The organism is Paenisporosarcina sp. TG20 (assembly GCF_000286315.1).
Lineage (GTDB): Bacteria > Bacillota > Bacilli > Bacillales_A > Planococcaceae > Paenisporosarcina.
Genome location: NZ_ALJG01000244.1, coordinates 1 through 13212, shown reverse-complemented (window position 1 = coordinate 13212; position 13212 = coordinate 1). Strand labels below are relative to the sequence as shown.

Sequence of the window (13212 nt, the reverse complement as noted above, 5' to 3'; positions counted from 1 at the left end):
CACCTTGGTCACGGATTCAGGATCAAGCTAGTCTCCCATATATTAGGGTGCATTTCGTCTGACTAATATATCTTTTTGAGTATTCTTTTTAAGTGTTGTAAATTTGTCGATAATTAACTTAAATATCACTTGACTTTTCAATAAACACTTAACAATCGATTTGAATACCTTTATTTGGTATATCATATACGATAGTAGGGATTGTAATGAAAAACAAGACTTTTTTAGGCGCAATACGAGTGACAGAAGAGCTTTTGAATGATGTGATATTTATGTGTGAATCTCGGACGAAGTCAACTTATTTTACACGTCTCGGAAATAACAAATTGAATTTTACTAGTACCATTTTATTTTGTATGAACCTTGTAAAAAAGTCAGTTCAACTTGAATTAGATGACTTTTTTAGCCTACTGAAAAGTACAGAACTAAGCATCACGAAGCAGGGATTTTCCGATGCGAGACGGAAAATCTCTCCCACTGCTTTTATCAAATTAGCTGATGCTGTGACAGACTGGTTATATGATGATGGCGTTATGAAAACCTTTAGAGGATATAGACTTTCCGCTATAGATGGCTCTGTCATCGAGTTGAACAATTCTAAACGATTAAGAAATGCCTTTGGCTATGTTGAAAATAAGACTAGAAAATTGGCTCGCGCCAGGGCTTCTTGTATCTATGATTTAGAAAACAATATCATTATGGTATCAACAATCGGCAAGTATACTTTGGCAGAACGCGATAGTGCCAAGGACCTTATTGAAACGCTGAAAATGAAAGGATTAAAAAATGATCTCATTCTTTTTGATAGAGGATATCCTTCCAAAAAATTCATTGCCTATTTGGTATCGAGCAAAATTAAGTTTTTAATACGCGTTTCTAGTTCGACAATGAAAGAAGTCATGGTAGCCAAGGAACCAGATCAAGTAATAGAAATAAACGTTGATGGAAAGATGATTCGTTTACGTGTACTACGATTTTTGTTAGATTCCGGTATAGAAGAAGTTCTCGTGACAGATCTTTTGGATGAAGACCTAGGTATTCAAGAATTCAAAGAGCTGTATTTTAAACGTTGGGAAGTATAATGAATTAAAAAACAATCTTCAAATTCAAAACTTTACGGGTGACACAGTGATCGCTGTGGAACAGGACTTTTATGCATCCATTTATTTAACCAATATGGCTGCCCTCTTAAAGCACGAAGCAAACGAGATTATTGCTCAAAAGAATGAAGGCAAAACGTTAAAATACGACTATCAGGTTAACACGAATATCCTGATTGGAAAGTTAAAGAATTCGCTGATTTTGATGTTACTCGAAGGGTGTCCCAAAAAGCGCGAGGCCATCTTTCACCGGATAATGCAAGAGATTTCGCGAAACATAGTTCCCATTCGTCCTGGAAGAAGTTTTCCACGGAATACGAAGGTAAAAGCAAATAAATATAGCCTAAATCAAAAAAAATGTCTGTAACATTTTTTTAGCATAGAAAGCGTCTGGTGTAACCGTTTGATGGAACTATAGAGAAAGAACACAGGGACTTGAAAAATTTGAATATCAAGCCCCGGGCATCCTTTTGCCTTTTTTCCGAATCCAAAATTAAGTCATCAATTTATTGAACGTAGATTTTCCATTTTGAATGATTGATATGGGAGCTGTAAGTTATTGGCTCTTTAGCTTGATGACATTGGGCTCGCCGCCCGCCCCGTGGAAAGCGTCCGCCTGGAGCGCAAATCAGCGGTATCATACTAGAACCTACTACTTAAAATATCGGGAATACTGGATTCATGGCTCACTAAATTTATATACTTTCTTATTTTGCGAACAAAAACTCCCGAATAACCACAGTGGCTATTCGGGAGTTTAACTTTTCTATTCAATTGCCATACGGCGTTCAATTTCTGTCCATGCCGCTTCTAATCCAAGTCCTGTTTCAGAAGAAAACACAATCATCGTATCGTGGACTTCCATGTCTAGCTCATCACGTACCATTTTCTTGTGTTTTTCCCACTTACCTTTAGGAATTTTATCGGCCTTCGTGGCAATAACGATGCATGGGATGTTGTGATATTTTAAAAAGTCATACATCATACAATCTTCATTTGAAGGTGCATGTCGTAAGTCAACAATTTGAATGACAGCTTTTAGTAGATCTCGACTCGTTATGTATTCCTCGATCATCCTACTCCATTGTTCACGTGAAGTTTTCGACACTTTTGCATATCCGTAACCGGGAACATCAACAAAGAAAAGTTTCTCTTCTATTTTGTAGAAGTTTAATGTTTGTGTTTTCCCAGGTTTTGAAGAAATACGAGCCATACTCTTACGACCTATTAATTTATTAATAAAAGATGATTTACCTACATTCGAACGACCGGCTAAAGCAAACTCCGGAAAACCATCTTCCGGATATTGCTCTGGTCGTACTGCACTTATAACTAATTCTACGTTATGAACTTTCATAAATTGTCTCCTTCTAACGCAAGATCTAGCACTTCATCTGCATGGGAGACAAGTTTAAATGTTAAATCATTGCGTACACTTTCAGGTATTTCTTCTATATCACGTTCATTGTCTTTAGGGATAATTATTGTTGTTAACCCTGCGCGATGGGCACTTAATGTTTTCTCTTTAAGGCCACCAATAGGTAACACACGACCACGTAAGGTGATTTCACCAGTCATCCCAACTTCACGACGAATCGCTCGGTTTGACAATGCAGACACAAGAGCAGTTGCTATAGTGATACCTGCAGAAGGACCATCTTTTGGTACAGCACCTTCTGGTACGTGGATATGGATATCATGTTTTTCATGGAAATCTGGATCTAGACCTAATGCTTCTGTCTTAGAACGAACAAACGAAAGCGCTGTTTGTGCAGATTCTTTCATGACATCGCCTAACTTACCAGTCAAAATAAGCTTTCCTTTGCCTTTTGTCAACGATACTTCGATTTGAAGTGTGTCTCCACCAACCGTAGTATAAGCTAACCCAGTTGCAACACCAATTTGATTCTCTGTTTCAGCTTGTCCATAACGGAATTTATGTTTTCCAATTAAATCTTCTAAAGAAGATGCTTTTATGACAACGCGCTTTTTATCACTTGAAACAACTTGTTTTGCAACTTTACGACAAATCGAAGCGATTTGGCGTTCTAAGCTACGCACACCCGCTTCACGTGTGTAATAACGGATGATATCTAATAGTCCATCATCACGCATTTGTAATTGTGATTTTGTTAAACCGTGTTCTTTTAATTGCTTAGGCAGTAAATGATTTTTTGCAATTGATTGCTTTTCAATCTCTGTATAGCCTGCAATTGTGATGATTTCCATCCGATCACGTAGAGGACCAGGAATTGAACCTAAATCATTTGCTGTCGCAACAAATAAAACGTTTGATAAATCATAGGTTTCTTCAAGGTAATGGTCACTAAATGTATTATTTTGTTCAGAATCCAATACTTCAAGCATTGCTGAAGAAGGATCCCCACGGAAATCATTCGACATTTTATCAATTTCATCAAGCAAGAAAACTGGATTAACAGTTCCCGCTTTTTTCATCCCTTGAATAATACGTCCTGGCATGGCACCTACATACGTTCTTCGGTGTCCACGAATCTCAGACTCATCGCGTACTCCTCCTAAAGAAATACGAACGAACTCTCGTCCTAATGACAATGCAATTGAACGAGCAAGGGAGGTTTTCCCGACTCCTGGAGGTCCAGCTAAACAAAGGATAGGACCACGTAGTGATTTTGTTAATTGACGGACAGCTAGGTATTCAAGGACACGCTCTTTAACCGTTTCAAGTCCTTCGTGATCACGGTTTAAAATGGTTTCCGCATGATTAATATCTAGACGATCTGTTGTAGACTTTGTCCAGGGTATAGCTATTAACCAATCTAAATAATTACGAATAATACCACTTTCAGCTGCTGCAGACGGCAGTTTTTCATAGCGATCCAGCTCTTTTAATGCAGCTTTTAACGTGGATTCAGGCATTCCAGCCTTATCAATTTTTTTACGTAGATCGGAAACTTCTCCCGTCTTCCCGTCTTTATCACCAAGTTCACTTTGTATTGCTTTCATTTGTTCTCGTAAATAGAATTCCTTTTGCGTACGCTCCATTGCTTGTTTAACACGAGCAGATATTTTCTTTTCCATTTCGAGTACTTCTTGTTCATTGTGCAAGCGATTAATTAACCATTCTAACCGTTTTTTAACGTCAAAAATTTCAAGGACTTCTTGTTTAGCCACCATTTTAAGCGGTAGGTAAGAAGCAATCATATCAGCTAGGCGACCTGGTTCCTCGATATCGGCCACAGTACCATAGGTTTCTAATGTAGCTTTTTTCGATAGTTTAGAGTATTTTTCAAAATACTCAAGAAGCAAACGCATTAGGGCTTCTAACTCTGGTGTTTTTTCCGTGGAGTCCTCATACGAATTAGCTAGAACTGTCGTATACTTGTCCCCTTCGGTATAACTAGTCCACTTGGCCCGTTCCAATCCCTCAACTAATACACGAATTGTCCCGTTGGGTAATTTAATCATTTGATTAACATGAGCTAATGTACCAATCTCATTTAAATCATCCTCTTCAGGATGTTCAATGTTTATTTCTTTTTGAGTCGCCAAAAAGACCATGTTATCCTCTAACAAAGCTTGCTCTAAGGCAGCTACAGATCGTTCACGCCCTACATCAATATGAAGTACCATTGTAGGAAATACTAATAATCCACGTAAAGGTAGTAAAGGAACAACCTTTTCATTGCTTTTCTTCTTCATCTGGAAAGTCACCTCCGTTCAATTTTGTCCGATTTTTCTATAATTCAAACATCATAGGGAGAAAAAGCTGACATCCGAGTTCCACGTTTACACGTGGTCGAAGCCAGCTTTCTTTCTCAACTTACGCTGAAGTTTTTTTATCGTTTTGCTTTAAAACAGTACCATCTTCTAATAACAGTTTTGGTTGTGAAGATTCAGTAACTGTTTCTTTAGTAATGATGCATTCAACTATATCTTCACGAGATGGCAATTCATACATAACATCTAACATTAAGGATTCAATAATGGAACGTAGTCCACGTGCACCCGTTTTACGAATAATTGCAAGTTTGGCAATTTCAACTAAAGCATCATGTTCAAACGTTAATTTCACATTATCTAATTCAATCATCTTTTGATATTGTTTTACTAATGCGTTTTTAGGTTCAGTTAAAATTTGAACAAGTGCAGTCTCACTTAGCTGTTCTAAGCTTGCCAATACTGGAAGACGGCCAATAAACTCTGGAATTAAACCGAATTTCAACAAATCTTCGGGAATTAAATGCGATAATAAAGATGACTCATCTTGTTCTTTGTTGTTAGGGTTAGAACCGAAACCAATTATTTTTTGTCCTAAACGACGTTTAATAATTTGATCAATTCCATCAAATGCACCACCAACAATGAACAACACATTTGTCGTATCGATTTGAATGAATTCTTGATGAGGATGCTTCCTTCCACCTTGAGGAGGTACGCTTGCAACTGTTCCCTCTAGAATTTTCAGAAGTGCTTGTTGTACGCCTTCACCTGAAACATCACGTGTAATAGATGGATTTTCAGATTTACGGGCTACCTTGTCGATTTCATCAATATAAATGATCCCTTTTTCAGCTTTTTCAACATCATAATCAGCAGATTGTATTAATTTAAGAAGAATATTTTCTACATCTTCTCCAACATAACCAGCTTCTGTTAATGATGTTGCATCTGCAATTGCAAAAGGTACATTTAGAATTCGAGCAAGCGTTTGAGCAAGTAGTGTCTTACCACTACCTGTTGGTCCCAACATCACGATGTTTGACTTAGACAATTCAACATCATCGATTTTACTGTTCGAATTAACACGCTTGTAGTGATTATATACAGCAACAGCTAGCGATTTTTTTGCTCTCTCTTGACCAATTACATAATCATCTAGTGTTGATAGGATTTCTTTTGGTTTAGGAACTTCTTTAAACTCAGTTTCTTCTTCTGTACCGAGTTCTTCCTCTACGATTTCTGTACATAATTCAATACATTCATCGCAAATATATACACCAGGTCCTGCGACCAGTTTACGAACTTGTTCTTGAGATTTGCCACAGAAGGAACACTTTAAATTACCTTTTTCATCATTAAATTTGAACAAAATATTCACCCCTATTCAAGCCACAATCTTACAAGATTTTTTTATCAGAATCAACTAATAAGATTAATGGAATCTTAAACCAATTTATTTTCACTATGTTATCATACTTATCGATCGTTTATGTATATATGAGAACAAGGTGCGACTATAGCGCCGCAACTTGTTCTCAATTATGTTAATTAAAAATCTATTTTAAGATATTTTAGCGTTTTCAACTAAGAAGTCAATTGTTTTTTGCATACGCAGATCATTTTCTAATGCACTAGTACCGCCAAGAGTTGAACGGATTTGCTCAACTGTCATATTAAATTGAGCTGACATTTTTTCTATTTCACTGTTAATTTCTTCTTCAGTAGAAGTAAGACCTTCAGCTTCAGCGATTGCTTCTAGTGTTAAAGAAACTTTCACACGTTTCTGAGCATCATCAGTCATTTGAGTGCGAAGTGCTGCTTCGTCTTGACCTGAGAATTGGTAGTAAAGGTCAAGATTCATCCCTTGTGATTGTAAGCGTTGAGTAAAGTCATTTAACATACGGTCAACTTCCACATCAATCATTGCTTGAGGAATGTCAATAGTTGCATTATCTGCAGCTTTTTCAACTAACTGATCCTTGATTTCGGTTTCAGCAGCAGTTTTCTTTTCTTCAGCAGTTTTTTCTTTTAATTTCGTACGAAGTGCATCGATACCTTCAACTTCGCTATCGACTTCTTTTGCGAAATCATCGTTTAATTCAGGAAGTTCTTTTCCTTTTACTTCTTTTACTGTTACTTTGAATTTAGCTTCTTTACCAGCAAGTTCAGTAGCATGGTACTCTTCTGGGAAAGTCACAACTACTTCTTTTTGATCTCCAGTTTTTGAGCCGATTAATTGCTCTTCAAATCCTGGAATGAATGAGCCTGAACCAATTTCAAGAGAGTGGTCTTCTCCAGCGCCACCTTCAAATGGTTCTTCTCCTACAAATCCTTCGAAGTCGATTACCGCCGTATCACCATCAACGATTGCAGCTTCTTCTTTAACAACTAACTCAGCTAAACGACTTTGTTGTTCATTTAATTGAACTTCAATTTCCTCATCTGTTACAGTTGTATCTTGTTTTGTAGCTTCAAGACCTTTATAGTCACCAAGAGTTACTTCAGGACGCACGATAACGGTAGCTGTGAAAATCAAGTCTTCACCTTGCTCCATTTTTACAATGTCGATTTCAGGACGATCTACTGGATTAATTCCTGATTCTTCAACTGCTGATGCATAAGCATCTGGAAGAATGAAGTCTAAAGCATCTTGGTATAAAGATTCAGCACCAAAACGTTGTTCAAACATTTTACGTGGCATTTTCCCTCTACGGAAACCTGGAACGTTAATTTCTTTAACAACTTTTTTAAATGCTTTGTCTAAGCCGTCTTTAACTTTTGCAGCTTCTACTTCAACTGTTAAGACACCTGAATTACCTTCTTGTTTTTCCCATTTTACTGACATATATACTACCTCCATTATTGATTTAACTTGTTATAATCATTCTTATCTATGATTTTGACAACCATTTTAGTATAGCATAGTAAATGTTATTTTCAACTTTCAAATGCTACGCTGCTCGAAAATCATGTCAATTTTCATAAATAACTCGTACAACTTCCCTTCACATTTCACATCTTCGCCTAGCATCTCTCCTACGTACTTTATGTATGCTTCTGCTACCTCTTGTTCTTCGAAGGAAAACCATTCAAATGGATACGTAGCAAACGACTGACGGATGATTAAATCATGAACCATTTCTAATTTTGTTGGATTTTGCAATAACTGATCTCCTGTAAGCTTTAATACAGATTCCACTCCCTTTGTTTCAGAAGGATCTGGTAAACCTTTTGGGACAACATCAGCACAATGTCCAAACTTATCAATTGTAACGGTTCTCTTTATTCCCTCATGCGCCATTAATAACAATGCGAATGATTTCGTAATTGGTGACGTTAATTCTCCTTCAATAATCGTAGCAAGTTCTTGTTCAATTGGAGCTAGATCTTCACCTTCTAATTCAACCAAAAGCTGTTGTTGCTTATCTTCTGAGAAACGCAAGAATGTCTCGTATTGAAAAAGAGTTGAATCGATTTGATTGTTATGAGGCACATCCTCTAGCGGAGTTTCTCCAATTTCTTTACCGACTCTCATATTTAAATTTAGCAGTTGTTCAAATTTATCAACCTTATCTAGAGGAATCACGTTTTCTTCTAGCAATGACTCAACAATTTGCGTAACCTCACTAAACTGGCGTAACTCTATCAAAACGGTAACATACAATTCCATCGTTTCAAAGTAATATGTAGGTCCAACTTTCAGTAGTTCTTCACATATTGTACGGGCTTCTTCAAATTCCCCAATTTCATACAATGAATACGCATAAATGCCAAGTGCTTGTTCATTTGGTTCTGTAAACGTTAAAGCTTGTCTTAGTGAATCCACGGCTAGATCATATTGAAAATCTTCAGCATGTTTGAGTCCTTCTGTTATCAGTCTATCCACCATACCTGGAAAAACGATTATATTTTCTTTAGTTTGAAGTTTTCCATATTTTTTTCGCAATGCGTTTCCACCTTTCTCTAGCGTATATAATAGCATGAATAGCATTCGTTATATTATTAAACAGGAATCGTAATAATAAACGTAGTTCCCAATCCTTTTTTACTTTCAACATGAATGTGACCATTCACTTTACTAATTTTTCAATATACCAGTAACATTCCAAGACCTGTGCCTTCTTTTTTCGTTGAATAGACGAGTTTACCCAATTGTGATAGTTCATCTTTTGTCATGCCAATACCCTTATCTATAACTGTGATAATCATGTTTTTTGATTATGACCAGTAACATGTACATATAAGGTCTCATCTATTTCTTTCATTGCTTCTCTATTTTCACATCTGATTTTTGTCATAGTTTAAATTTAAACTATTTGTAAAGGGATAGTCTATATCAACTTGATTTCATTTTGACAAAAGGCATCAAATTCAGCAGAAAAACCCTCCACTATATAAAAGTGAAATTAAATTTATTTCACATCCTAATAAAGAAGGTTTAGTTATATTCTAATTATTTACATGCTAATGACCTTATATTCAGTTCTTAAATATATAGGTTTATCAGTTCAATGTGAATTTTGGTAAGTATGTAGTTTTCCTAACAATTAGCAAAAATCCCGCTAGCTCTTGCAACTAGATTATTATTTTCATCATATATTGAACACTCTGCATGACCGAGAGTTCTTCCTTTTTTAATACGTTCTGCATGAGCAATAAGTACTTCACCTTTTGCCCCTTTGATAAAAGTTGTTTTCAAGTCAACAGTTACAGCTGTTTGTCTATTATGTTCATCTGCCTCAAATGTATTACACTTTGCAACATCTGCCAAGGAAGAAATGATTCCTTTATTGGTAGTTTAACTTCGACTCTCGTTTCACTTACTCTTTCATATTGAAATCCTAAGAACTCATCAAATGGTTGCTGTATAAACAAATCTCTCATCCTCTATAATTTCATTTTTCAAAGGCTGCAATTACTTGAATAACCTCTTTTAGTATACTAATAATTATCTTTCAAAACCAAAAAGTATTTTATGAACTGATTTCCAAGGGTTTCAGATAACTTGAACATCTACTTGCCGAATTCGGAAAAATATAATGAAACCACACCAACTTTTCCCTAATACCCTGTAGGTTAATTCAATCTAGCAGAGAAATGATTTTTAGATGGACAACTGTAAAGATTCCTCCTTTTACTATTTCTCTTCCTTACTGCGTATATTTTATTAAGTTTAAAAATTGAGAATTAAGGATTCGTATTGATTAGGAGGAGATGTAAGTGAGTGTAAGCATTGGTTTAATAAATGTGATTGGATTTTTGACCTGTGGTACTATTCTTTCGATTGGGGCGAAAAGTGTATATGATAATTCCAAAATTGTCGTTGTTGAAGAAGACAACATAAAAGGCGACAACCAACATGTAGTTGCTGAGGTCGTTGGTCTTGGAATTGAAATTGTGGGGTATGGCCTGGATGTTGCAGAAGATAAAACAGATAAAGTTTTCAACCTTAGTGCACCAGATTGGATCAAATCACTACAAGTTAAGCCTGACAATAGGTACTTGAATTCATATGCAACCAATACATTGGAAGGTTCTGATAAAGAGTCAGGATTAATTATGGAATTATAAAAAAAGAAACCATTAAAATTATTCACCAGGCATTATGTGATGATCAAAAAATAAAAATTTTCTCGATACTTTAATAATGGGTCTCTTTCAGAAAGTATTTCACAAAAAGATGAAACTCTTTTTTAGTCTATAAAGAATATTTCTCTCTTTAGGTATAAAAATTCCCCTTCTCTAATATCAATTAATAGGAGGTGTTCCTTATGGACGAGAATAAACTACTAGCATTGGAATTTACCAAAGCATTTATTCAGAATGTTAATGTTAAACCAGCTTACTATCATAGTCATAACGATACAGACGGTATTTCTTATGTTTCTGGAGATGTTTGTTATACATTTAACGAGATAACAAATCACTTCTATGAGAATATAAAGAGAATAGAAAGATGGGATGTTTAGAGCCTTTAATTTAAGGTTCTTTTTTTTGTGCAAGAAACAGTCTTTACAAGCTTAGAGAAGAAGATTTTTCGCCCACTCGTTCTATGTTTTCGCCCGATCATCTATAGTTTTCGTCCACTCGACCTGTTTTATTACTAATCACACTATTTTAAGGACCCTATTTAATGCTAGTAAAAAGTGATTTCCGTTACAGTCGTACGCTTTCCGCGGGCGGTCCGTATGCCTCTTCGGGCCAACAGGATGTTGATCCCGAAGGCTTAGACTCGCGACATGGCGTTCTTAGCCTTCGTTCCATTATACGCACCTGAGGGATATCACTTGGACACGCTTATCCCGCTGGAGTCGCAACCTTTCATTACAATCATTCCTCCTTTTAAAAAACCAATAATTCAACAGGTGTATACAATATAACTTTAAAAATAAATACAAAAAATCGTCCTGTGCTAAAGGTCTAGAATACTTGAACAACAATGTCTGTAACACAAGCAAAAAGTAAGGGTTTCCTTGCTTTTTATTTGTTTTTTTATAAAAATATTTAAATTAAATAAAGAATTTTCAGTATTGACAAATAACACTTTTAGTATAAAATTACACTAAAAACAGAACTGTGGACAAAGAAAAAATTTTACAAAACTAAATTCAGATAAGATGAACTTGTTCGAACAGAATAAGAACTCTCACAAGATAAAATGTCTGAAATATTAGGGATTTCTAAAAAAACACTTGTACAAATTGAAAAGGAACTACTGCCATTTGGACTACAGTTGTAGCGTTCTATGCTTTATTTAATCATAGTGGGTTATTGGTATCTTTATTCGGTGACTATCAAGTTGATTTGTCCAACTTATTGCTAAAAATATTGATGGTACATCAAAGGAAAAAACGATGCGAGGTAATATTTGGAAGGAAAATAAGGTTAAAGGTCATTTTCTTTAATAGTCACCTTTATCGAATATTAGAAGAAGACACTTATCGATGGTTTAGTTCATTTGAGGAAGATGAAACAATGAAAAGGGTAGACGAGTTGAGTTCAAACAACGTAATTTAACGTTTAACAAGGGGGAGTTATTGTGAATTATAAATTCTTATTATTGTTACTGGTGTCATATTTATTAGCTTTTTCAATCAATTTAATGCCTGCATTAAAATATCCAGACTTAAATATGAACATTTTCAATTTGCTTGTTACTCTATTGTTTATGTTTTTATTATTTCTTTATTCTAAAAAAGGGAGTAAGACATTGAAGGTGTTTTCAATAGTAGGGGTGATATCTGGTGTTCTTGTATTTGTCGTCACAACATTTGAACACGCTATGATTGGTAATGGTATTTTAGATGTAATAGCATCAATACAGTATCCCTTCTACCTAATCTTTATAACACCTTTGTTTGGAGGTAATATTTTATTTGACCTAAGTTATGGATCATACTCATTGTTAATGTCACTTTTTTATGGAGTTGTATCAGTTTATATTAAAAAGAGCTAATTCTAGATTGTTTAAGATATTGTGCTATCTGGTGCAATAGTGAAACAAACTGTCGATGTCTTTGTTGAACTAACACAGCATTAGTTGAACAAGGAATTCGAATTTAATATGAGTAAAACTATTACAAAGGGGCGAGAAAACATTGACATTTTCAACTATTATTGGAGTGTTGATATTAGGGTTGGTTATTTTGGTAGTAGGTTTTATTGCTAAAAAAAGATGGATTAAAATAGTCTCGATAATTCCATTGTCAGTTGCAGGTTGGCAACTCGTTTCCTTGTTTGCTATGGGGTGATAATAATGAACATTTTTAAGACATTCACTTTTTGGTTTGCGATTTTTAGTATATTTGTTTGCTTATTCAATTATTTTGGATACGAAGATAAAAATCTACAGTTTTTTATCTTCGGACTTGAACCTATCTTATATAAAGCTGTTTATACAGAAACTTTTAGAAGTTGGATTATTGCTAATGGGAATATATTATGGGTTGGATATGTGTTAAGAATTTTCTCAGGTTTATTTTACGGAATTATATTAGATCTGATAGTTTTCTTTATTAAAAAGATATAATTATAAAGCTTCACTAACCCCCTCTGTTAGGATAGGTGTCGTATAGAACTCTCCTGTTATAATTTAAATAATAGATGGAGGTCGTGCGACATGAATAATGAAAATGGGAAAAGATATTCGCAAGAAACAGAACGATGGTCAGGATCAACGAGAAATTGGAATCCAATCCAATCAGTCACATTAAATCCGATGAAAGAATTGACGATTAAATAAGGTCACGTTAATTATCAATGAAAAATTATAGCCACTAGTTGTCCCACCTTCTCCTTTAGATGAGCAAGCGAAGCGCGGTAGGAAAGAAGAAAAATAACTAATCTAGAAAAAGAGTATTATGCGACAACTATCTTGACAAACACCGCGTTTCACCATCTATACCTCCAG

The 13212-nt window shown here is 35.2% G+C and carries 13 protein-coding genes; 6 read left to right on the top strand and 7 right to left on the bottom strand.

Annotated features, from left to right (window positions below; genetic code table 11):
- Positions 1-206 precede the first annotated feature (206 nt).
- Positions 207-1082, top strand: a complete 876-nt coding sequence (locus B371_RS21395; RefSeq protein WP_237721508.1) for a transposase — start codon at positions 207-209, stop codon at positions 1080-1082.
- 784 nt (positions 1083-1866) lie between these two features.
- Here B371_RS21395 and yihA read toward each other — a convergent pair.
- From yihA to B371_RS21390, 7 genes are all read right to left on the bottom strand, one after another.
- Complete coding sequence (gene yihA, locus B371_RS0106215; protein WP_019413441.1) at positions 1867-2457, bottom strand: ribosome biogenesis GTP-binding protein YihA/YsxC; 591 nt, start codon at positions 2455-2457, stop codon at positions 1867-1869.
- Positions 2454-4781, bottom strand: a complete 2328-nt coding sequence (gene lon / locus B371_RS0106210; protein ID WP_019413440.1) for an endopeptidase La — start codon at positions 4779-4781, stop codon at positions 2454-2456. Before lon ends, yihA begins: the two co-directional genes overlap by 4 nt.
- Before the next feature lie 121 nt (positions 4782-4902).
- Entirely contained in the window at positions 4903-6171 is a 1269-nt protein-coding gene (gene clpX / locus B371_RS0106205; protein WP_019413439.1) for an ATP-dependent protease ATP-binding subunit ClpX, read from the bottom strand.
- Positions 6172-6363: 192 nt separating this feature from the next.
- A complete protein-coding gene (gene tig, locus B371_RS0106200) occupies positions 6364-7647 on the bottom strand; it encodes a trigger factor (protein WP_019413438.1) in 1284 nt (427 codons plus the stop codon).
- Between the two features lie 99 nt (positions 7648-7746).
- Positions 7747-8748: a hypothetical protein gene (locus B371_RS0106195; protein WP_019413437.1), complete on the bottom strand. Its 1002-nt coding sequence runs from the start codon at positions 8746-8748 to the stop codon at positions 7747-7749.
- A gap of 140 nt (positions 8749-8888) precedes the next feature.
- The gene (locus tag B371_RS22765; RefSeq protein ID WP_019413436.1) at positions 8889-8978 is read right to left on the bottom strand and encodes a hypothetical protein; all 90 of its coding nucleotides are present in this window, start codon (positions 8976-8978) and stop codon (positions 8889-8891) included.
- A gap of 364 nt (positions 8979-9342) precedes the next feature.
- The gene (locus B371_RS21390; RefSeq protein WP_019413435.1) at positions 9343-9573 is read right to left on the bottom strand and encodes a PaaI family thioesterase; all 231 of its coding nucleotides are present in this window, start codon (positions 9571-9573) and stop codon (positions 9343-9345) included.
- A gap of 449 nt (positions 9574-10022) precedes the next feature.
- Here B371_RS21390 and B371_RS0106180 point away from each other — a divergent pair, with 449 nt between their 5' ends.
- The 5 genes from B371_RS0106180 to B371_RS24285 all read left to right on the top strand — a co-directional run bounded on the left by B371_RS0106180 (position 10023) and on the right by B371_RS24285 (position 13044).
- Entirely contained in the window at positions 10023-10373 is a 351-nt protein-coding gene (locus tag B371_RS0106180; RefSeq protein WP_019413434.1) for a hypothetical protein, read from the top strand.
- A 200-nt stretch (positions 10374-10573) separates the two neighbouring features.
- Positions 10574-10771: a hypothetical protein gene (locus B371_RS0106175; RefSeq protein WP_019413433.1), complete on the top strand. Its 198-nt coding sequence runs from the start codon at positions 10574-10576 to the stop codon at positions 10769-10771.
- Between the two features lie 1070 nt (positions 10772-11841).
- A complete protein-coding gene (locus B371_RS0106170; RefSeq protein ID WP_019413432.1) occupies positions 11842-12258 on the top strand; it encodes a hypothetical protein in 417 nt (138 codons plus the stop codon).
- Positions 12259-12400: 142 nt separating this feature from the next.
- A complete protein-coding gene (locus B371_RS23735) occupies positions 12401-12553 on the top strand; it encodes a hypothetical protein (protein ID WP_019413431.1) in 153 nt (50 codons plus the stop codon).
- A gap of 368 nt (positions 12554-12921) precedes the next feature.
- Positions 12922-13044: a hypothetical protein gene (locus B371_RS24285; RefSeq protein ID WP_019413429.1), complete on the top strand. Its 123-nt coding sequence runs from the start codon at positions 12922-12924 to the stop codon at positions 13042-13044.
- Positions 13045-13212: the final 168 nt, after the last annotated feature.

What these genes read in the sequence shown, in the direction of transcription:
- tig (WP_019413438.1), bottom strand. Translation starts at nt 7,647, where the DNA reads ATGTCAGTAAAATGGGAAAAACAAGAAGGTAATTCAGGTGTCTTAACA.
- lon (WP_019413440.1), bottom strand. Translation starts at nt 4,781, where the DNA reads ATGAAGAAGAAAAGCAATGAAAAGGTTGTTCCTTTACTACCTTTACGT.
- yihA (WP_019413441.1), bottom strand. Translation starts at nt 2,457, where the DNA reads ATGAAAGTTCATAACGTAGAATTAGTTATAAGTGCAGTACGACCAGAG.
- B371_RS22765 (WP_019413436.1), bottom strand. Translation starts at nt 8,978, where the DNA reads ATGACAAAAGATGAACTATCACAATTGGGTAAACTCGTCTATTCAACG.
- B371_RS24285 (WP_019413429.1), top strand. Translation starts at nt 12,922, where the DNA reads ATGAATAATGAAAATGGGAAAAGATATTCGCAAGAAACAGAACGATGG.
- B371_RS21395 (WP_237721508.1), top strand. Translation starts at nt 207, where the DNA reads ATGAAAAACAAGACTTTTTTAGGCGCAATACGAGTGACAGAAGAGCTT.
- B371_RS0106175 (WP_019413433.1), top strand. Translation starts at nt 10,574, where the DNA reads ATGGACGAGAATAAACTACTAGCATTGGAATTTACCAAAGCATTTATT.